17 protein-coding genes and 1 tRNA gene are annotated in these 22,071 nt (G+C 43.0%); 15 read left to right on the top strand and 3 right to left on the bottom strand.

Annotated elements, in window-relative coordinates:
* Nucleotides 1-7 precede the first annotated feature (7 nt).
* The 4 genes from uvrA (at nt 8) to whiA (ending at nt 6,062) form a co-directional block, all read left to right on the top strand.
* A complete protein-coding gene (gene uvrA / locus YK48G_RS12910; protein ID WP_203631119.1) occupies nt 8-2,890 on the top strand; it encodes an excinuclease ABC subunit UvrA in 2,883 nt (960 codons plus the stop codon).
* Between the two features lie 311 nt (nt 2,891-3,201).
* Complete coding sequence (gene rapZ / locus YK48G_RS12905) at nt 3,202-4,089, top strand: RNase adapter RapZ (protein ID WP_203631219.1); 888 nt, start codon at nt 3,202-3,204, stop codon at nt 4,087-4,089.
* Nucleotides 4,086-5,096, top strand: a complete 1,011-nt coding sequence (gene mgfK, locus YK48G_RS12900; protein ID WP_203631118.1) for a gluconeogenesis morphogenetic factor MgfK — start codon at nt 4,086-4,088, stop codon at nt 5,094-5,096. Before rapZ ends, mgfK begins: the two co-directional genes overlap by 4 nt.
* Before the next feature lie 18 nt (nt 5,097-5,114).
* Nucleotides 5,115-6,062: a DNA-binding protein WhiA gene (gene whiA, locus YK48G_RS12895; protein WP_203631117.1), complete on the top strand. Its 948-nt coding sequence runs from the start codon at nt 5,115-5,117 to the stop codon at nt 6,060-6,062.
* A 231-nt stretch (nt 6,063-6,293) separates the two neighbouring features.
* Here whiA and YK48G_RS12890 read toward each other — a convergent pair whose 3' ends face one another.
* Both YK48G_RS12890 and clpP read right to left on the bottom strand, forming a co-directional pair.
* On the bottom strand, nt 6,294-7,361 hold the full coding sequence (locus tag YK48G_RS12890) for a zinc-dependent alcohol dehydrogenase family protein (protein WP_203631116.1): 1,068 nt from the start codon (nt 7,359-7,361) through the stop codon (nt 6,294-6,296).
* Between the two features lie 244 nt (nt 7,362-7,605).
* On the bottom strand, nt 7,606-8,199 hold the full coding sequence (clpP, locus tag YK48G_RS12885) for an ATP-dependent Clp endopeptidase proteolytic subunit ClpP (protein ID WP_203631115.1): 594 nt from the start codon (nt 8,197-8,199) through the stop codon (nt 7,606-7,608).
* Between the two features lie 555 nt (nt 8,200-8,754).
* Here clpP and YK48G_RS12880 point away from each other — a divergent pair.
* Nucleotides 8,755-9,666, top strand: coding sequence for a VOC family protein (locus YK48G_RS12880; RefSeq protein WP_203631114.1), 912 nt, complete (start codon nt 8,755-8,757; stop codon nt 9,664-9,666).
* A gap of 190 nt (nt 9,667-9,856) precedes the next feature.
* Here YK48G_RS12880 and YK48G_RS12875 read toward each other — a convergent pair.
* Nucleotides 9,857-9,928: transfer RNA gene (locus YK48G_RS12875), tRNA-Arg, on the bottom strand.
* Nucleotides 9,929-10,193: 265 nt separating this feature from the next.
* On the opposite strand from YK48G_RS12875, the gene gap reads away from it, so the two are divergent.
* From gap to smpB, 10 genes are all read left to right on the top strand, one after another.
* Nucleotides 10,194-11,204, top strand: coding sequence for a type I glyceraldehyde-3-phosphate dehydrogenase (gene gap / locus YK48G_RS12870; protein ID WP_203631113.1), 1,011 nt, complete (start codon nt 10,194-10,196; stop codon nt 11,202-11,204).
* 106 nt (nt 11,205-11,310) lie between these two features.
* The gene (locus tag YK48G_RS12865) at nt 11,311-12,525 is read left to right on the top strand and encodes a phosphoglycerate kinase (RefSeq protein WP_203631112.1); all 1,215 of its coding nucleotides are present in this window, start codon (nt 11,311-11,313) and stop codon (nt 12,523-12,525) included.
* A gap of 119 nt (nt 12,526-12,644) precedes the next feature.
* The gene (gene tpiA, locus YK48G_RS12860) at nt 12,645-13,403 is read left to right on the top strand and encodes a triose-phosphate isomerase (RefSeq protein ID WP_203631111.1); all 759 of its coding nucleotides are present in this window, start codon (nt 12,645-12,647) and stop codon (nt 13,401-13,403) included.
* Nucleotides 13,404-13,506: 103 nt separating this feature from the next.
* On the top strand, nt 13,507-14,826 hold the full coding sequence (gene eno / locus YK48G_RS12855; RefSeq protein WP_203631110.1) for a phosphopyruvate hydratase: 1,320 nt from the start codon (nt 13,507-13,509) through the stop codon (nt 14,824-14,826).
* A 116-nt stretch (nt 14,827-14,942) separates the two neighbouring features.
* Nucleotides 14,943-16,511, top strand: coding sequence for a MucBP domain-containing protein (locus tag YK48G_RS12850; protein WP_203631109.1), 1,569 nt, complete (start codon nt 14,943-14,945; stop codon nt 16,509-16,511).
* A gap of 35 nt (nt 16,512-16,546) precedes the next feature.
* Nucleotides 16,547-18,085, top strand: coding sequence for a ClC family H(+)/Cl(-) exchange transporter (locus YK48G_RS12845; RefSeq protein ID WP_203631108.1), 1,539 nt, complete (start codon nt 16,547-16,549; stop codon nt 18,083-18,085).
* 82 nt (nt 18,086-18,167) lie between these two features.
* A complete protein-coding gene (gene secG / locus YK48G_RS12840) occupies nt 18,168-18,404 on the top strand; it encodes a preprotein translocase subunit SecG (protein WP_203631107.1) in 237 nt (78 codons plus the stop codon).
* Nucleotides 18,405-18,476: 72 nt separating this feature from the next.
* The gene (locus tag YK48G_RS12835) at nt 18,477-19,226 is read left to right on the top strand and encodes an alpha/beta hydrolase (protein WP_203631106.1); all 750 of its coding nucleotides are present in this window, start codon (nt 18,477-18,479) and stop codon (nt 19,224-19,226) included.
* Between the two features lie 15 nt (nt 19,227-19,241).
* The gene (gene rnr, locus YK48G_RS12830; RefSeq protein WP_203631105.1) at nt 19,242-21,569 is read left to right on the top strand and encodes a ribonuclease R; all 2,328 of its coding nucleotides are present in this window, start codon (nt 19,242-19,244) and stop codon (nt 21,567-21,569) included.
* 21 nt (nt 21,570-21,590) lie between these two features.
* Entirely contained in the window at nt 21,591-22,064 is a 474-nt protein-coding gene (gene smpB / locus YK48G_RS12825) for an SsrA-binding protein SmpB (RefSeq protein WP_203631104.1), read from the top strand.
* The last annotated feature ends 7 nt before the right edge of the window (nt 22,065-22,071 follow it).

Below are 22,071 nucleotides of genomic sequence, written 5' to 3'. Positions count from 1 at the left end.
ATGCGTATTGGTAATGGATAAGATTGTAATTCGAGGTGCTCGCGCCCATAACTTAAAAGATGTGAATGTAACCATTCCCAAAAATAAGCTAGTTGTCATGACCGGCCTTTCTGGTTCTGGCAAGAGTTCACTAGCGTTTGACACCCTTTACGCCGAAGGCCAGCGTCGCTATGTTGAAAGCTTGTCATCATATGCCCGCCAATTTCTGGGGCAGATGGACAAGCCAGATGTTGACTCAATTGAAGGGTTAAGCCCGGCAATTTCAATTGATCAAAAAACGACTTCGAAGAATCCCCGCTCAACGGTTGGGACGGTTACCGAAATCAATGATTATTTTCGGCTTTTATGGGCGCGAGTTGGTGTCCCAATTTGTCCAAACGATGGGACTGTCATTTCAAGCCAATCAGTTGATCAAATGATTGCCCAGATTATGAAGTTACCTGAGCGAACCAAACTGCAAATCTTTTCCCCGATTGTCCGGGGAAAAAAGGGGCAGCACAAAAAGATTTTTGCCAAGATTAAGCGAGAAGGATTTGTGAGGGTTCAAGTTGATGGTGACACTTACGATATTGATGACGTGCCAGAGCTTGAAAAGAATAAATCTCACGATATCAACATTATCGTTGATCGGATTATCGTTAAGGATGGCATTAATAACCGCCTTTCCGATTCACTTGAAGCGGCCTTGCGTTTGAGTGGTGGCTATGCAGTTGCTGATTTTATGGGTCAACGTGATCCACTGTTGTTCTCAGAACACTATGCATGTCCAGTTTGTGGCTTCACAGTGGGCGAACTTGAACCCCGTCTGTTTTCATTTAACTCACCCATTGGGGCTTGCCCGGATTGTGATGGTCTCGGTATGAAGCTTGAAGTTGATCCGGATCTCGTGGTGCCTGATAAAGACAAAACCTTAAACGAAGGGGCGCTGGCTCCCTGGAATCCGGCTGGGTCCAAATGGTATCCTAACATGCTTGCCCAAGCTTGCAAGGCTCAGGGAATCGATATGGATACACCCTTTAAGAAACTGTCCAAAAAAGATCAGACCTTTGTTTTATATGGCTCGCCAACTAAAACTTTTCATTTTGTCCTGCAAAGTGACTTTGGCGGCATTCGGGACGTTGATGGGCCATTTGAAGGGGTTATTAACAACGTTGATCGCCGTTATCACAATACAAGTAGTGACTTTACCCGGAATAATTTAAGTCAATACATGACTGAACTAACTTGTCAGACATGTCACGGCGCTCGCCTTAATCGAAAGGCATTAGCCGTAAAGGTGGGCAATCGAGATATCGCTGAAGTTTCATCACTTGACGTATCTGCTGAATTGGCTTTCTTTAGTAACTTATCATTCGGTCCTCAAGACACAATGATTGCCAAACCGATTATCAAGGAAATCAGGGATCGGCTAACGTTCTTAAGAAACGTTGGCTTAGATTACCTAACGTTATCTCGATCTGCTAGAACGCTCTCTGGTGGCGAGGCACAACGAATCCGACTTGCAACTCAAATTGGGTCTAATTTAACCGGCGTTTTATATATCCTTGACGAACCTTCCATTGGACTGCACCAACGCGATAATGACCGCCTGATCGCATCACTTAAAAAGATGCGTGATCTTGGCAATACCTTGGTCGTCGTGGAACATGATGAAGACACGATGCGGGCGGCCGACTATATTGTCGATATTGGCCCTGGTGCCGGTCGCGATGGGGGTCATGTCATGGCAACTGGTACACCTAAAGATATTGAAGCCGCGCCGAAGTCGATTACGGGTCAGTATTTAGCCGGTAAGCGATTTATCCCAGTGCCGCTTAAACGTCGTCAGGGAACCGGTAAAAAGGTCCGCATCACTGGGGCCAGCGAGAACAACTTGAAAAACATAACCGTTGATTTTCCATTGGGTAAATTTATTGTTGTGACCGGCGTCTCTGGCTCTGGTAAATCAACATTAGTAAACGATATTTTAAAGCGGGCTTTGGCGCAAAAATTGAACCACAACTCGCAAAAGCCTGGTCAGTACAAAGCAATTTCCGGTTATAAAAATATCGAAAAGATTGTTGATATTGACCAAACGCCAATTGGCCGAACGCCGCGGAGTAATCCAGCGACTTATACCGGTGTCTTCGACGATATCCGTGGCTTATTTGCCAATACTAATGATGCCAAATTGCGGGGATTTAAGAAAGGCCGCTTTAGTTTTAATGTAAAGGGCGGCCGTTGTGAAACTTGCCATGGTGATGGTATTTTAAAGATTGAAATGAACTTTTTACCAGACGTTTATGTGCCATGTGAAGTTTGTCATGGCAAGCGGTATAACGCGGAGACTTTGGAAGTGGAATATAAGGGTAAAAATATTGCTGACGTGCTGGATATGACGGTTGACGAGGCGGTTGATTTCTTTAGTGCAATTCCAAAAATCAGTCGAAAATTGCAGACAATTAAAGACGTTGGCCTGGGTTACGTGTCACTCGGCCAGTCGGCAACGACATTGTCTGGTGGGGAAGCCCAGCGGATGAAGTTGGCCTCAGAACTGCATAAGAAGGCTAATGGCCGCAACTTTTATATCCTCGATGAACCAACCACTGGTTTGCACTCAGAAGACATCCGTAAACTATTAGGTGTCCTGCAAAAACTAGTTGATCAGGGGAATACGGTTTTAATTATTGAACATAATTTGGACGTGGTAAAGAGTGCCGATTATCTGATTGACCTTGGCCCAGAAGGTGGCGATGGCGGCGGCCAAGTTGTGACGACTGGAACGCCAGAAGAAGTTGCCCAAGTTAAAGAAAGCTATACGGGTCAATATCTAAAACCGGTTTTAGCCCGGGATACGAAGCTTACCAAAGAAGCGGTGGCAAAGGCGCAACAGTCAGTCGTCAATCAGTAATTAACCGCTAGTAGCTGAGGTTGATCGTTAGTTTGGATTTGTAAATGTAACTTAGCTTGTTAACAATCGCTGTTCAAGAATTGCAAGGGCGACCTCACTTAGTGTGTTCGAAAAATGGGACCGATCCTTATCAATATTAATGCAAAGGCTAATTATTTCTGTTGTTGGAATAGTTAGCCTTTTTTGTTAATACTGGGACCGAACTGTTTTTCAAATCTGTTTTAGTTTTGTTAACAATATGGGTCTTCGCTTAAAATGATACGCCCGGTATGTTATACTCTAATGAGTTTGTTAAACGAAAGGAAATTACAATGGCCGTTAACAACCAATTCGTGATTATCACGGGGATGAGCGGGGCAGGTAAAACTGTCGCAATGCAAAGCTTTGAAGATTTAGGCTATTTTTGTGTTGATAACATGCCGCCGACGCTGCTTCCTAAATTTAAAGAGTTAATTAAGCTGGAACGAGACATTAATAAAATTGCCTTGGTAATGGACCTGCGTTCTCAGGTTTTTTATGATGAAATTATTGGCATGTTCAATGATTTAAAACGCAATGATGATAATAATGTTGATATTATTTTTTTAGACGCTTCAGATACCAAACTGGTTTCTAGATATAAAGAAACCAGGCGCGCCCACCCGCTTGCTAGAAACGGTCGAGTGATTGACGGGATCAAAAAAGAGCGCGAATTGCTGGCAAACGTCAAAAAAGCCGCTGACCTGGTGGTTGATACAACTAATATGTCACCGCGACGGCTTCGCGAAGAGGTTTTCCATAATTTTGAAGCAATTGATGCAACCCATACCTTTCATGTAGAAGTAATGTCTTTTGGGTTTAAATATGGCTTACCGCTTGATGCCGATATCGTGATGGACGTTCGATTTTTACCGAACCCTTATTATCAAGCTAGTATGCGGTTCAAGACTGGCTTGGATAAGCCGGTTGAAGACTATGTAATGAGTTCTTCAGGGGCCCAAGAATTTTACGCCAAGTTACTCGATATGATGCAGTTTACCTTGCCGGCGTATGCCAAGGAAGGAAAGGCTAGCTTAACAGTGGCAATTGGTTGTACGGGTGGGCAGCATCGCTCAGTTGCCATTGCCGAACGCCTTGGCAATGATCTAAAAGCCGATTATCCAGTTAACATTACTCACCGAGATATTGATCGGCACCAAACAAAGGAGGGGGCGCAATGAGAGATGCTCTGCATAGCCACCAGCCAAGAGTTGTCGTAATCGGTGGGGGAACCGGGCTGCCGGTAATTCTTAAAAACCTCAAAAATCGGCACGTTGATATTACTGCTATTGTGACCGTCGCTGATGATGGTGGGTCTTCTGGCATTTTGAGAAATTATATTAATGTGGTGCCACCGGGAGACATTCGAAACGTCATGGTTGCCCTCTCTGATTTACCAAGATTAGAGCTAGAGTTATTTCAGTATCGCTTTAATAGTACCGATAAGTTTTTTGCTGGTCATGCGCTTGGCAATTTAATCATTGCGGCGTTGTCTGAAATGAAGGGTGGCATTTTTGACTCAGTTCAAATTCTAAGCAAGATTATGCAGGTTGACGGGCATATTTATCCGGCCGCAAACGAACCATTAGAACTAAACGCGGAGTTTAGTGATGGGACACATTTAAGTGGTGAATCAGAGATTACGGCTGCTGGTAAATTAATTAAACGGGTCTGGGTAGAAGCCAATGATGATTCTCATAAGCCAAAAGCCGTTGCCCAAGTGGTCGATGCAATTATGCAAGCTGACCAAATTGTTTTAGGACCGGGAAGCTTATTCACCAGTATTTTACCGAACCTCATGATCGAAAACGTTGGCGAAGCGCTGCGGAAAACGAAGGCAGATATTGTTTATATTTGCAATATTATGACCCAAAAAGGGGAAACAGAGAACTTCACCGAGGCCGATCACGTTCGGGTGTTGAATCGACATCTTGGAATGAACTTTATCAATACGGTTTTGGTTAATAGTAAAGAAGTGCCAGCAGAATACATTGATCATAAAAAATGGAATGAAGTTTCGCAGCCGGTCAAGCATGACTTTGCTGGCTTGCGGGCGATGGGCTGTCGGGTTATTTCTGCTGACTTTTTGGAATTAAAAGATCGTGGTGCTTTTCATAATGGGCAAGAAGTTGCCGATGAGTTGATCAATTTAATGGGGCGCACCTTAGATGACCACAAAGCGCAGTAATGAAAGTGAGGTCAAAAGATGTCATATGCCAGTGAAGTTAAAAAAGAACTCACGTCATTAACCGTTCATCGGGATAATGCCAAGGCCGAGCTAATGGCCCTAATCAGAATTAATGGGTCGCTTGCCATTTCGAATCATCATTTTGTGTTAAACGTATCGTCGGAAAACCCAGCGATTGCTCGGCGGATGTACCAATTATTGTCGAAGTTTTATGGCATTACCGGCGAGTTGAGTGTTCGCCGCAAGATGAAATTAAAAAAGAATAATTTGTATATTTTACGAGTTGAAGATAAGGCCAACTTATTATTAGATGATCTGGGAATTTTTGATGGCGTTCAAATTGTGGAACGAGTACCCAGTAAGATGTTAACTGAAGATGCGCAGATTCGGTCATACTTGCGCGGCGCTTTTTTAGCCAGCGGTTCAGTGAATAATCCTGAGACTTCCCGTTATCATTTGGAGATTTATTCTTTATATGAGAACCATAATGAGATGATTGCCGAAATGATGAATCAGTATCACTTAAAGGCCAGAACAACTAAACGCCGCAGTGGTTATATTACCTATCTTAAGGAAGCTGAAAAAATTGCGGACTTCTTGCAGTTAATCGGGGCAACTAGTTCAATGCTTAAATTTGAGGACATTCGAATTGTCCGTGACATGCGAAATTCCGTTAACCGGCTTGTTAACTGTGAAAATGCTAATTTGGATAAGGTTGCCAATGCGGCTAGTAAGCAAATCGAGAATATTAAGCTAATTGACCAAACGATTGGCTTGAACAAGTTACCGCCAAAATTGGCGCAAATTGCCCGGGCACGACTAAATCATCCCGAAGTTAGCTTAAAGGAGCTTGGAGATTTAGTGGCGGGTGGCCCAATTTCTAAGTCCGGCGTTAATCATCGGTTACGAAAAATTAATGAGTATGCTGATAAGCTAACCCAAGGCATTGATGAAACGATTGCTTGATGTATTTTTGGGCATCGTTTGTTTTTGCACCACTCGGACTAAAATAGTGCTCCGTAACTGTTAGACAAGTGCGTCTGACAATTACGGAGCACTATTTTAGTTTGTAGAATGCTTGGGAATTCGATTATAAAATTAGCTAAAAACCAAGTGATGGCTGAATTTAACTATTATCAGGGCATCATTGCGATAACAATCCAAATATGGGAACCTGGTTTTGGGGTTGATGCTAAATTAATCTTGGCTAACTCTCAAAACACAAGCCCCTTTGATATCACCGTGCGACAAGTAACGGAGCGCTTCATCTGCACGATCGAGCGGATATTCAGTGATTTCGGGGTGAACGTCCAGTCGATCGGCTAGAGTTAAGAATTCTTCGCCATCTCTTCGGGTATTACTCTCCACACTGGTAAGGTTTTTTTCATGGAAAATGTGTTCTGAATAAGATAGTTGGGGGATGTCAGTTGAGTGAATTCCAGCCATTGCAAGGGTTCCACCAGGCTTTAAAGCTTCCAAAGCTTTGGGGACAATATCGCCAACCGGTGCGTAAATAATCGCTGAATCCAGCTTAACGGGTGGTAAATCATAGGCTCCCCGAGCAGAGGCGGCACCTAGTTGAAGGGCAAATTGTCGAGCGTCTTTGCCTCGCGTTAAAACGTGGACTTCAATGCCCTGTTTCATGGCAATTTGTGCGGTGAGGTGTGCTGACCCGCCAAATCCGTAAAGACCTAGGCGGCCGCCAGCAGGGACGTTGGCTCGTTTGAACGATCGATAACCGATGATGCCGGCACACAGCAAAGGCGCGGCAGTTGCGGAATCAAATCGAGCAGGAATTCGGTAAGCGAACCCTTCTGGAACGGTGACGTATTCAGCATAGCCGCCATCGTGATCCCAACCGGTATACAATGAATTTGGACATAGATTTTCTTTGCCAGCGCGGCAATATTCGCAGACACCACACGTCCAGCGTAACCATGGGATGCCAATGCGATCGCCTAACTTAAAACGACTCGTTTCCGGGCCATTTTGAACCACTTTGCCAACAATCTCATGCCCGGGCGTTAGATGCTGTTTATGGACTGGTAGATCGCCTTCAGTGACGTGTAAATCTGTATGACAAACGCCACAAGTGATCACTTTGACAAGCACTTCACCACGGGCGGGAGTGGGAGTCGGTTTAGTCGTAAATCTCAACGGGGACGTTTCGCCATTAATTGAGCTAGGCTTAACAATCTCCCAAGCTTTCATTTCGGCTGGGATGGTTTCAGGGGTAATGGTTGCGGTACTTTCTTGATTTCTCATTATTAATAGCCTCGATTCAACAAATTAATGAAATTCACAAAGAATGTTTTCAAAAGAACTGAAAGTTTTCATTAATCATGCTAAAGTTAATTAACTCACTAACTTTCACATCTATTTTAGTCTGTCCGGGCAAGTTAGGCAATTGATTAGGATTTGAACAAAAAAAGAGCAATGATCCCTTAAAATAAGGAATCACTGCTCTCGAACGTTTAATTAACGATAATTATTACGATTAATCAATTAATTATTGTTTTTCGGAACTGTTCGTCATAATACCATCCAACAAGCCATAATCAACAGCTTCTTGAGCAGTTAGGTAATTATCACGTTCAGTGTCTTTGTTAATCTTCTCAATTGGTTGTCCGGAATTTTGAGCTAAGAGATTGTTGATCATCTTTCGAGCTTTCAAAATTTCTTCGGCAGCAATTTCGATTTCAGTTTGCTGACCTTGCGCACCACCGGATGGTTGGTGAATCAAGACTTGGGCGTGTGGCAATGCAAAACGTTTGCCCTTGGCACCAGAAGATGCCAGAACAGAAGCCATTGAAGCTGCCATACCCATTACAATCGTTTGAACGTCGGCCTTAACAAAGTTCATGGTATCGTAAATGGCCATTCCAGAAGTGATTACACCACCTGGTGAATTGATGTATAGGTAAATATCTTTTTCAGAGTCTTGAGCATCCAAGAACAAGAGTTGCGCAATAATCGCGTTCGCCATGTCATCTTCGATAGGACCTGATAACATGATAATGCGGTCTTTTAATAGTCGCGAATAAATGTCGTAGGCGCGTTCGCCATTAGCGGATTGCTCAATAACAGTTGGCACTAAATTCATTAAGAATGCCTCCTTAGTAGGTTTTATGATAGATGGCCTAAGCCAAGTTCATGATAATAGTTTAGTTTATTGGTCAAAAAAGGTCAAATGTTTTGCTCATTTTTCAGTTTTCATTCAGCAAAATCACTTTTTGAATAGTGATTGTAAGGGTGATTAAAGTCCAGGAGAAGCGGTATCGGTGATATACTCAAGGTAAAACAAAGGCAAAGGGCAGCAATTGGTGTAAGCGATTTTATGAAAAATTAAGCTAGAATTTTCGGTCAGGTAAACTTGGGCTTCGTTTGCTTGTTATTAAGGACAGCTACGCAAAGCAGAAAGCTGCACCTAAGTCAACTTGTCCAAAAATCCAAGCCCGGGATTTCCGGCCAAGTTAACTTAGGCTCCGCTTTCTAAGCGCTTTGCTCCGCTCACTGGTTTTAGGACAGCTGCGCCAGGCAGAAAGCTACACGTAAGCACCTCTAACAAAAATTCCAAGCCCGGGAATTTCCGTTAGAGGAGACTTACGCTCCGCTTTCTAAGCGCCTGGCTCCGCTCACTTTATTTGGAGGCACTAAAATGAAAACTCATCACATTTCGTTATTGACTAGGGATGCAAAACAAAACGTTCATTTTTATACAAAAGTGCTGGGGATGCGGTTAATTAAAAATTCAGTGAATCAAGAAAATATTAAAATTCGCCATCTATTCTATGGTGATTTTTTGGGGACACCAGGAACTGTTGTAACGTTCTTTGTATTGCCATTGTTAGGTAGACGGACGGATGGCAGTCATTTTTTTAACACCATTCGCCTGGCAATTCCTAAGTCCACCAGTGATTTTTGGCAGCACCGATTAAACGGGCTAGGGATTGAGGTCAATTCAATCGATGGTGGTATTCAGTTTCTTGATCCTGATAACGTGCTAATTAAGTTAATTGAGACACCAGAATTGCTTACCGACATGCGGATCGTTCCAGATAGTCCGGTTCCTGAAGAAGATCAGATTACCCGCTTGTTGGGGGTTGAGTTGCACGTGCCCGATCCGATGGCTACGGCAGACTTTTTCAGTGATTGGTTGGGATTGAGGGTTACCAATCATGCTGTGGCATTGGAGAACGGTCAATCCATTGAACTTTTTCAGTCAGCCGAACCGGGAGAACGAACCCGATTTGGTCGCGGCAGCATTGATCACTTTGCGTTAGCGGCACCGACAAAGGAAAAGTTACTGGCGTACTGGGACCGGGCCAAGCAATTGCATTTAAACATTGAAGAATACGCCGATCGGGGCTGGTTTAAGAGCTTATATGTGCGAGACCCTGGCGATAATCGAATTGAAATTGCAACAACAACACCTGGCTTTAGTTTGGATGAACCGATTCTCTCACTAGGGTCCGGTTTGGGGTTACCACCACAGTTTGAAAATCGCCGCCAAGAAATTGTGGCCTATTACAAGGAGCAGGGGGTTGATTTTGATGACAAGGCGGATTAACCTTTCGTGCCTTCTAAAATTAGTGATACAAAATAAAGGAGAGAGACGGCCAAGTTGTTTACCGGGTTTAGTGGTCAAGAGATTGTGAACTGGTTATGATTAGTCAATCTAATAACTAAAATCACTAAACAAAAATGGCTAGTCGCTGTATTAAAGACGACCAACCATTCATTAAATAACTCTTTTTTAATGCGCTCGGGGGGAATCGAACCCTCATTTCAAGAACCGGAATCTTACGTGCGATCCATTACACTACGAGCGCAACTTACCCTTAATACTATACAGGAAAACGGAAAACATTTCAAGATAGATAAAAAAATTCTTTGTGGAAACGTTTACTAAATCTGAATCCATTGCAATTCCGATGCGGTCTGCTATACTCGAATTTGGGTAATATTTCTGGTTACTCGATGCATGCTTTGAATTCCATTTCACAAGGGTGCTGACTTTATTTTCATTTAGTGGTACGATTATTTCTGTACTATCTAACAATATTTTCTTGATTTCCTAAAGGAGGAAAACTTAGTATGACTGTAAAGATTGGTATTAATGGTTTTGGCCGAATTGGTCGTTTGGCATTCAAACGGATTCATGAATTACACAGCAGCGAAATTGAAGTTGTTGCGATTAACGATTTAACCACTCCATCAATGTTGGCATACTTATTAAAGTATGATACCACTCATGGCCGTTTCCCAGGTGAAGTTTCATCAACCGAAAAAGGGATCGTTGTCGATGGTAAGGAAATTCCTGTATACGCTGAAAAGGATGCTTCTAACCTCAAGTGGGTTCCAAACGATGGCGTTGACTACGTTCTTGAATGTACTGGTTTTTACACTTCAGAAGAAAAATCACAAGCTCACATTAAAGCTGGCGCAAAGCGTGTCTTAATTTCAGCTCCTGCTGGTCAAATCAAGACAGTTGTTCCAGGTGTTAACTTGGATGTTTTGAACTCAAATGACGTAATTGTTTCAGCTGGTTCATGTACCACTAACTGCTTGGCACCAATGGCTTACTTCATGAACAAAGAATTTGGCGTTAAAGTTGGTACCATGACAACAATTCACGCCTTCACTGCTTCACAACAAATTCTTGATGGCCCTAAGACTAAGAAGAAGCGCAATAACCGAACTGCCAGCGCTAACACCATTCCTCATTCAACTGGTGCTGCTAAGGCGATTGGCTTGGTTATTCCAGAACTTGCCGGCAAATTGCAAGGCCACGCACAACGGGTTGCCGTTATTGATGGTTCATTAACTGAATTAATCACAGTGCTCGACAAGAAAGTTACTGCTGACGAAGTTAACGAAGCAATGAAGAAGCACACTGTTGATAACCCAGCATTTGGTTACAATGATGATGAAATTGTTTCATCAGATATTATTGACGACGATCACGGTTCAGTATTTGACCCAACTCAAACTGAAGTAACCACTGCAGGCGACAGCCAACTTGTTAAGACCGTTGCATGGTATGATAACGAATGGGGCTTTACTTGCAACATGGTTCGTACCTTGTTGAAGTTCGCTTCACTTTAATAATTGGTGATGGCAATTGGCGGAGGAGGGTGTCTTCTCCGTCTTTTGTTATCTAACCCTTGCAATTAAATATCACAATTTAATTTGTGTGTAGGAGGTTTCTAAATTGGCAAAATTAACAGTTTCTGATTTGGATCTTGAAGGCAAAAAGGTTTTAATGCGGGTCGATTTTAACGTTCCCATCAAGGATGGCGTTATTGGCGACGATAACCGAATTCAAGCCGCATTGCCAACAATTAAGTATGTTTTGGACCACAAAGGCCGCGCAATTCTATGCTCACATCTTGGCCGAGTAAAAAAAGAAGACGATAAAGCTGGATTGTCACTACGTCCAGTCGCTGAACGGCTTTCTAATTTGCTTAACAAACCAGTTATTTTTGTGCCGGTCACTGAAGGCCAACAATTAGAAGATGCAATTGCCAAAATGACAGACGGCAGCGTCTTGTTGTTTGAAAACACTCGTTATGAAGACGTTGTGAACGGCGAATATGTCAAAAGAGAGTCCGGAAACGATCCTAAGTTGGGTGAATACTGGGCTTCACTTGCAGATGAGTTCATTAACGATGCCTTTGGAACTGCTCATCGATCCCACGCTTCAAACGTTGGGATTGCTGAAGCGATGCACAAAGCTGACAAACCGGTTGCTGCCGGCTTCTTAATGGAAAAAGAAATCCAGTTCTTGGGCGAAGCTGTTAATAACCCCAAGCGCCCATTTGTTGCCATTTTGGGTGGCGCGAAGGTTTCTGATAAAATTGGGGTCATCGACAACCTACTTAATAAGGCCGATAAAATTATCATCGGCGGTGGAATGACTTATACATTCTATGCTGCCAAGGGCATTAAAATTGGCGACTCCCTAGTTGAAAAGGATAAGATTGACGTTGCCAAGAGCATCCTTGAAAAGGGTGGCGACAAGATTGTGCTCCCATCAGATAATATCGTCGCCAAGAGTTACAGTAACGATGCTGAACACAAAGTGGTTGAGGGCGACATTGATGACGGCTGGATGGCTTTAGACATTGGTCCTAAGTCTGTTCAAGCTTTTGAAGCAGTCCTAAAAGATGCCAAGACGGTCGTTTGGAACGGCCCAATGGGTGTCTTTGAAATGCCAAATTATGCTCAAGGAACTTTAAACGTTGGTAAGTTCTTAGGAACCTTAACTGACGCTACGACAATTGTTGGTGGTGGTGATTCAACTGCTGCGGTTAAACAATTAGGGGTTGCTGAAAAATTAACGCACATCTCTACTGGCGGTGGCGCTTCTCTTCAATATCTTGAAGGAAAGACGCTTCCTGGTATTGCTGCGATTGATGATAAGTAATCCGTTTGGGACCTGCTTTTTAGTGGGTCCTTTTTTAATTGGTATAGGAAAATGTGGCTTTTGAAATTAGTTTTGGTTACAATGGCATTAAGACGAAAAAAGTAAAGGAATGATTTTGTATGAGAATTCCGTTTATTGCCGGTAACTGGAAGATGAATCTATCGGTAACAGAAGCGGTTCAATTTTTACAAGCCATCAAAGGCAAATTGCCAGATCCAAAAGTGACTGAAACTTGCATCGCGGCCTCGCCTCTTTTTTTAGAAAGTATGTTGAAGCAGAGTGCTGGAACACCACTGATTGTTGCAGCCGAGAACTGTTTTTATGAAGATGAGGGGGCTTATACGGGCGAGACCAGTCCCAAAGCACTTCAAGAAATGGGGATTACCCATGTTATTATTGGCCATTCTGAGCGGCGGAAGTATTTTAATGAAACCGACGACATGATCAATAAAAAGGTTCACGCTGCTTATCGCAATCACATTACACCGATTGTCTGCTGCGATGAAACGATGAGCCGGCGGGAATCTACCAACCGGATTTCTTGGGTTGTCAGCCAGGTCACCAATGCGTTGCAGGCGATCACGTCAGAGCAAGCTAAAAATATTATCATTGCTTATGAACCAAGTTGGGCGATTGGTAGTGGGAAGACAGCTACGACTGACGAAGCCGAAGAGGGCTGTTACCTGATTCGCCAAACCGTTGCCGATCTTTATTCTGATGACATTGCTAACCAGGTTCGGGTTTTATACGGTGGCAGTGTTAATGATGAAAATGCGGATGACATCTTGGCTCAACGCGATATTGACGGTGTTTTGGCTGGTGGTGCCAGTTTGAAGCCAGACTCGTTTTTAAAACTTGCAAACTTTTTACAAAAATAGCGCCCAAAGTCACATTTTATGTTGAAACTTGGGCTTTAAACTAATAGAATTGAAGTGAACCTTGTACAGAAGGTCACAACTTTCGCTAAGGAGAGAAAAAAATATGTCAATTATTTCTGATATTTATGCACGTGAGGTTTTAGACTCTCGTGGCAACCCAACTGTTGAAGTTGAATTATATACTGAAGCAGGTGCAATGGGCCGTGGAATCGTTCCTTCCGGTGCTTCAACCGGTGAACACGAAGCTGTTGAACTCCGTGACGGCGACAAGGACCGTTTCATGGGAAAAGGCGTTACAAAAGCCGTTGATAATGTCAATAACATCATTGCTAAAGAAATTGTTGGCTACGATGTTACCGATCAATTGGCTATTGACAAAGCCATGATTGAATTGGATGGTACACCCAATAAGGGTAAGTTGGGGGCCAACGCAATCCTAGGCGTTTCATTGGCCGCTGCCCGTGCTGCTGCCGATGAGCTTGAAGTACCTTTGTACAACTACTTAGGTGGCTTCAATGCCCACTTATTACCAACACCAATGCTAAACGTTATTAATGGTGGTAAGCATGCTAATAACAAGGTTGACTTCCAAGAGTTTATGATTATGCCCGTTGGTGCGCCAAGCATCAAAGAAGCTGTTCGTTGGAGTTCAGAAACTTTCCATAACTTGAAGAACTTGTTGAACGAACGTGGTTACTCGACTGCCGTTGGTGATGAAGGTGGTTTTGCACCTGACTTGAAGAACAATGAGGAACCATTTGAAATTCTCGTGGAAGCTATTCAACGTGCCGGCTACAAGCCAGGTAAGGATATTGCCATTGCCTTTGACTGTGCCGCATCTGAATTCTACAACACTGAAACTAAAAAGTATGATTTAAAGGGTGATGGCAAGTCATATACTGCTGACGAGTTTGTTACCTTACTTGAAGGAATTGTTGACAAGTATCCAGTTATTTCAATTGAAGATCCACTCGATGAAAACGAATGGGAAGATTGGCAAATGGCTACTAAGCGTCTTGGCAAGAAAGTCCAAATTGTCGGTGATGACTTGTTTGTTACCAACACTGACTACCTTAAGAAAGGTATCAAAATGGGCGTTGCCAATGCGATCTTAATTAAACTTAACCAAATTGGCACGCTAACCGAAACGGTTGAAGCTGTTGAAATGGCTAAAGAAGCAGGTTACACGGCTATCATTTCCCACCGTTCAGGTGAAACTGAAGACACAACGATTGCAGACTTGGTTGTTGCCTTGAACGCTGGTCAAATTAAGACTGGTTCAATGAGTCGTGGCGAACGAATTGCTAAGTACAATCAATTAATGAGAATCGAAGATCAACTCGGCGATGTTGCTGACTACAAGGGTGTTCATTCTTTCTACAACTTGTCAGAACAAGCGCGGGAAGATATTTTGAACAAGTAATTTAAATCGTTTAATAAAAAAATGGACTCATCGTTTGATGGGTTCATTTTTTTGTGAATATAAATAGCCGCCATTTGCGTAATTAACTATGAAAGACAAAAATGGAGGTTTTTATTTTGAAAAAGTGGTTGATACTATCATTTGTGACGTTTGGCTTAACATCCCAGTTTGGGCAAATCATGGCAGGAGCAGATTTGAAGCAAGCCAGTCAATCTGCAGAAACAAAGAACGCCTATGCTGGAACTTTAAGCGCTTCTGATTCGGCAATAATGACGGTAACGTTTATGGATGAAAACGGTCGGCAGCTCAAAAAAGACTGGGTAAATCATTATAAAAAGATTAATTCTACTTATACGTTGGTCAATGGTCCAGATTTTCGCATTCCGGGTTATGAGGTTGTCAACAAAAAAGATTTAGAGGGAAAGGTTCTAACGCCGAATCACCATGTTACTTTGCGCTATCGGCCAATTGGAACTGCTTCGAAGGCCGAGGGGTCAAAACCAGATACTCAAACCAAGCTGACCAAGCAACCTGACCTGATTAAAAATGGGCAAGAACCCGGTTTGACAGTCAATGTTGGCTTAAATCAAGCATCAGGTTTACCTGAAGATGCTAATCAGCCAACATCTCCAGCCGTTCAACCCACCGCAGTGATCGGTAATCAAAGTACTAACGTCATCAATCAGTTTACGAGCCAACCAGCACCAACAACGGTGCCTGGGAGCCCTCAGCTCGTTGCCAAAACTAGTGAACCAGCAGACGCTAAAGCGATCTCTAATGAGAAGCTGCCCGTCTCTAATCTAACGATTGACCATAAGCGGCTAATCCCAATAACGGCGACACAAAAGACTGGTTCAATTGTCAATTCCAGCCACCGAATAATTCCGGCTAAACCGGTTCCGGAAGGCCCATCCGCTGAACCACTCAGATTATCTAATCCTAGCAACGGCACCTCAGTCGCTGTTTTGGCTAATCAATCCGGCCAACAGTTTGAAAGGCAGTTGCCTCCATTGGCGAATAGGCAGATGAAGGCAACAATCAGATTGATTGGCGTTGGGCCTCATTCAAAACAATTGTTTACGAAGTTAGCAACTGTTTCTGACACTGAATTAAAGCGGCTCTTGAATGAAAACATTCAGTTTGCTGGCTACGATTGGCAACACTCAACTTATCGTCAGGAAACCAATACGATCGTTGCTCATTACATCCCAAAAATGATTCCAATCAAAGTGATCGCGATCGACTCGTCCGGTCATCGGCTTTCAAACAAAGTCATTCAAGTTGCTTTTGGGGCTAAACAAACTATTAAGCCGGTTTCAATTAAAGGATACGTCACCCATGACCACAGCAAGACGTTGATCATGAACCACTTGGTACCAACTACGATTAAGTTTCATTATCAAAAACGCCCTGGCGCCAGAACCAAGGCAAATTTGGCGCGTAAAATTAAGCATGCCCCAAGTCAAAATAAAGCAAGTGGAAAGGCCGTTCGATTACACGCAAAAAGGGCATCCCTCAAAAATGATCTAGTTTCTGATGGTCAATCTAAAAGCAGAGCCCAAGCAAAAGCCAAGGCGGGTCGATTACCTCAAACTGGCGACACCCAAGCTGATCAATTAGGCATACTAGGGTTCTTAATGCTGGTCTGTTTAATTGCCCAAAAGTTTATTAAACGAATCAGCTGATTATGCTATGATTAATAGCAGACAATAATCAAAGGATGAGGGCAGTGCAAATTCACGGCAGTTACAAGATTTCGCAGATCAAAGCAATTCTTAATGGGATTTTAATTGGCATCTTAGCCGGTTCAACAGTTTCAATGTTTCGCTGGGCCATTCAACACCTGATGACCGTTATGCGATATTTATATACGCAATCGCTACAGCAGCCGATATACTTAATCGGGTGTGTCATCATTAATGTTAGCATTGCGTTGGTCGTTGGTGGCTTCTTAAAACAGCAGCCGGATATTAAGGGGTCCGGTATTCCACAAGTTGAAGGCCAATTGCTTGGTGAATTAGATTATAGTTGGTGGTCGGTTTTATGGCGAAAGTTTGTCGGTGGCATTTTAGCCATTGGTAGTGGCCTTTACCTTGGCCGAGAAGGGCCTTCTATCCAGCTTGGTTCAACCCTTGGGCAAGGGGTTGCCCGGCTATTCAGACAAGTTGGTTTTGACCGCCAAGTGTTAATTTCTAGCGGGGCGGCTGCCGGATTAAGTGCGGCGTTTAATGCGCCCATTGCGAGTACGCTATTTGTATTAGAAGAGATTTACCATAACTTTTCAACCAACATCTGGGTGGTGTCGTTAACTTCGGCCATTACTTCTGATATGGTGGCGACTGATGTTTTTGGCCTTAAACCGGTTTTATACATGAAAAGTACGCCGTTGCCACTTAAATACTTTATTTGGGTTCTCATCCTGGGTGTTATTCTTGGCGTTTTGGGTAGATGTTATCAGTTTGTCATTCTGCGGATGAGCAAGTGGTATCGATTGACTCGGCTTCCTTGGATGATCAACGGTGTGTTCCCTTTATTATTAGTCATTCCGCTTGGGATGTTTTTCCCGCGGTTATTGGGTGGTGGCAGTGATATTATTTTGCACTTGACCGTGGCAGGATATTCAACTATGCTACTTGGCTTATTTTTTCTTATTCGCTTTATTTTTTCGATGATTTCTTATGGAAGCGGGTTGCCTGGCGGTATTTTCTTGCCGATTCTATGTCTGGGCGGGCTCATCGGGGCAATTGTCGGGAATCTAGCCATCGAATTTCATCTGATGCCGGCGCTTTATTTTTCGAGCTTCATTATTATGGGGATGGCTGGCTACTTTGCGGCAATCAGCAAGGCGCCATTTACAGCGATTCTGTTAATCACCGAAATGGTTGGCACGTTAACACATTTACTTGGATTAGCTTGCGCCTCGTTGGTTGCGTATGCGGTGATTGATTTATTAGATGGCCGTCCCGTTTACTATTCGATGCTGCAGCAATTATTGAAGACCAAAGCCCAATTTAACCTTGGCAAAACGGTTCAAATCATGGAGACGGTGTATGCCGGTTCTGAGATGGACGGTCAAATTGTCAGTCGGATTAAGTGGCCAAGCGGATCATTATTGACAAAGATCCAACGAAATGGGCGCGAAATTGTGCCATCTGGAAATACATTGGTCCGTTGGGGCGACACGTTATACATTAATGTGTCGACAAATAATCAACTTAAAATCACCCATCAGCTGACGAAGCTTACCAAAGAAACTTGACTGCAAAGGTGGCGTATTTTCAAATAATGTGTTAACTTAGTATGAGTAGTATTAAGCCGATTTAACGGTGGGAGGCTGTAACGTGTACAATTTTTTGTTAACATTATTACTGATTGATTGTGTCCTCATTACAATTGCAGTTTTAATGCAACCATCAAAAACCAACGATGCGATGTCTGCCTTAACGGGTGGAGCCGATGACTTGTTTGCTAAGCAAAAGCCACGTGGTTTCGAAGCATTCATGCAAAAAACAACGGTTGTTTTAGGTGTGATTTTCTTTCTCTTAGCACTTGCATTAGTTTGGCTGTCATCGCACTAGTATACAATCCTCCTGTTTAAATGCAGGGGGATTTTTATTATAATTGAGGCTGAAGGTGAAAGGGTGTTTAGTATGCAGCAAGCACCAATCAAATCTTTTTATTTTGAGCATGGACCAAAAGCAGTGATTCTGCTTCACGCTTTTGCTAGTGGGCCGGTTGATGTTAGGATGTTGGCAAGATATTTGGAACGCCAAGATTATACGGTATATGCGCCGTTGTTGACGGGTCATATGACGCCTGACTTTACGGATATCATTTTACAGGGTTCACCAGAAAAATGGTGGCAAGATACGCAGGCAGCTATCCGTTTTTTACGTGAGAAGCATTTTTCACAAATTGCCATTTTTGGTATCTCGTTGGGTGGTATTTTCGCTGCAAAAGCTTTAGAAGATAATCCTGACCTAGTCGGTGGCGGATCATTTGGATCACCAATTGTTCGCAAGCGCCAATTTAGTGTTCACCAGACCTTCATGCAAATGGCAAAAGCTAATTTTAGCCGATATCACACTAATGAAGCAATTATGACTGCTAAGCTTGATTGGCTGGACCAAAACGTTGATCAGTTATTAACCCGGATTGCTAATTTTACGGTGACGGTTGCTGATGCGTTACCTAAGATTAATCAGCCTTATTTTATTGGCCAAGGATTGGCTGACGAGATCGTCAATCCAGCTAGTGCCGGTTTACTTCGTGATGCATTAGTCAACTCTCAGGTTAGCTTTCATAATTATCCCAACGCCAGTCATATGATTACCGTTAATCAGGCTCACAAGCAACTTGAAACGGATTTAAGTCGTTTTTTATCAAAACTTTATGAATAATACGAGGAATGTAGATTGCAAGATAATGATTTAAAAACTGAAATAGAAAACGTGTTGCGGACTTATCCAGACAACGTTTTTACTGTTGAAAAAATTGCTGATGTGTTACGTACACATGGGTCAGCAGCTTTTAAGCTGATTGTTCAGGAATTAGCAGCCCTTGAACGCGAAAGAATTGCACTTGTCACAAAGGAGGGCAAATTTAAGCTGAATCCGGAAAAGCAAAAGCTGAGTGGTATTTTTCATGCCAATGATAAAGGGTTCGGCTTTGTTGCATACGATGAAGAAGCTCCTGACGCTTATATCGCCCCGGACAACACGATGAACGCCTTAAATGGCGACACGGTTGATATGGATATTATCAAACCAGCTCAACCTGGTTCTGATCGGGGGCCAGAGGGCAAGGTTGTGGCCATCACCGAACGTAAATATACCCGAGTCGTTGGTCCCTTTACAAAAACCGATGATGACAAAGGCTATTTTGGCCAATTGACTTTAAATGACAAAAAAATTGCTAAATATAAGTTTTACATTAACGATGTGGGATTAAAACCGACACCAGGCGAAGTGATTACTGCTCAAATTGTCGAGTATCCAAACGCCAAACATCCAGATTACATGGTTGGAATTGCCGATGAGGTCATTGGTTCAGTTGATGATCCGGGAATTGACATTCTCCAAATCGTGTATGCCCATGATATTCCAGCTGAATTTCCTGAAGATGTGTTACAGGCAGCCGATGCGATTCCAGATCACGTAACTGAAGAAGAAAAACGTGGTCGAGAAGACATTACGGATCAAGACCTAGTAACCATTGATGGTGAATCTTCAAAGGACTTAGATGATGCGGTTACCGCTTGGAAGCTGCCAAATGGTAACTATCACTTAGGTGTCCATATCGCTGACGTTAGCCATTATGTTAAACCAGGAAGTTTAATTGATAAAGAAGCCTTTAGAAGAGGGACTTCCGTCTACTTAACTGACCGAGTGATTCCAATGTTGCCACGGCGGCTTTCTAACGGCATTTGTTCACTTAACGAGGGTGAATTACGACTGTGTATGAGTTGTGAAATGGAAATTGATCCGGCCGGTAACGTGATCAATCATCGCATTCATCCAAGTTTAATGCGCTCAACGGCTCGAATGACCTACACGGCTGTCAATAAAATATTAGAAGCCCATGATCAAAAGACAATGGATCAATATAAAGAATTAGTGCCAATGTTTGAGGTGATGGGACAATTGCATAAGATCCTTTATAAGCATCGAAAAGCCCGGGGCGCGATTGACTTTGATGATAATGAAGCAGAAATCATTGTCGATGAAAAGGGTCACCCGATTGATATTAAGTTGCGGATTCGGGGATTGGCTGAACGAATGATTGAATCATTTATGCTGGCTGCCAATGAGACCGTCGCCAAGCATTATTATGATAAGCATGTGCCATTCATTTACCGGGTCCATGAAACGCCTGATGCTGATCGAATCCGTACTTTCTTTGAAACGTTAACGGCATTTGGGATTACTGTAAAGGGGGATCCGGAACACGTTACGCCCAAGATGCTCCAAAATGTATTAAAAAAAGTTGCGGGCAAGCCGGAAGAAATGATGGTTTCCGTTATGTTGCTTCGGAGTTTGAAGCAAGCGCGTTATGCGGACCAGTCGCTTGGTCACTTTGGCTTGGCAGCGCCGTACTATACGCATTTTACGTCGCCAATCAGACGGTATCCTGATACGATGGTTCATCGACTTATCCACTACTATCAAGAAAACGGGATCAATGATGAAACCAAGAAAAAGTACGCGACCGTTTTGGATGAAATTGCGACAACGACTTCCGAGTATGAAAGAAGAGCGGTTGATGCTGAGCGGGATACAGATTCAATGAAGAAGGCTGAGTATATGAATGACCACATCGGCGAAGAATTTGATGGGGTCGTCAGTTCGGTTATGAAGTTTGGTTTATTTGTTGAATTACCCAATACAGTTGAAGGCTTGGTTCATATCAGCCGGATGAATGACGATTATTACCAATACGTCGAACAGTTCATGTCTTTAGTTGGCCGAAATACGCGGCGAACGTACAAAATGGGCCAGCCGATTCGAGTAAAGGTTGTCAATGTTGACGTAAAGCAAAGTGCAGTTGATTTTGACGTGGTTGACCCTGAAAAAACACCACAAAGCAATATGCTGCCTAAGCGGTCGTATCATGAAAATAATCGTCACGGTGGTGGTCGCAACGGCAACACAAGGTTCCATTCCAATAATAACCATGGGAATAATAACCATGGGAATCGCAAAAATTCCCGGGGTGGTCAGAACCGCAACCGAAATAAACGATAATTGTTAAAGTAAGGTGGTTGCATGGCTAAAAAAAAGCCTAAGCAAAAAAATGATAATCTGATGGCTCAAAATAAAAAGGCCCGCCACGATTATTCGATTCTTGAAACTTACGAGGCGGGGATCGTTTTGACCGGAACAGAAATCAAATCAATCCGGGACCGCCGGATTAACTTGAAGGATGGGTTCGTTCAAATTCGAAATGATGAAGCTTGGATGATGAATGTGCATATTAGTGAATATGCTCAAGGAAACCAATTTAATCACGATCCGCTTCGAAACCGCAAATTACTGCTTCATAAAAAGCAAATTAGAAAATTAGCGCAAGCCTCCCAGGATAAAGGAATTACCATTGTTCCTTTAAAGGTCTACTTAAAGGACGGCTTTGCCAAAGTGCTAATTGGCGTGGCGAAAGGGAAACGTGAATTTGATAAACGAGAAACCATCAAACGACGAGACCAAAAACGCCAGATTGAACGAGTCATGAAGCATTATTAAACAAATA

The organism is Lentilactobacillus fungorum (assembly GCF_016860605.1).
Classification (GTDB): Bacteria; Bacillota; Bacilli; order Lactobacillales; family Lactobacillaceae; genus Lentilactobacillus; species Lentilactobacillus fungorum.
The sequence above is the reverse complement of the archived record's forward strand: the minus strand, read 5'-3'. Positions and strand labels throughout refer to the sequence as shown.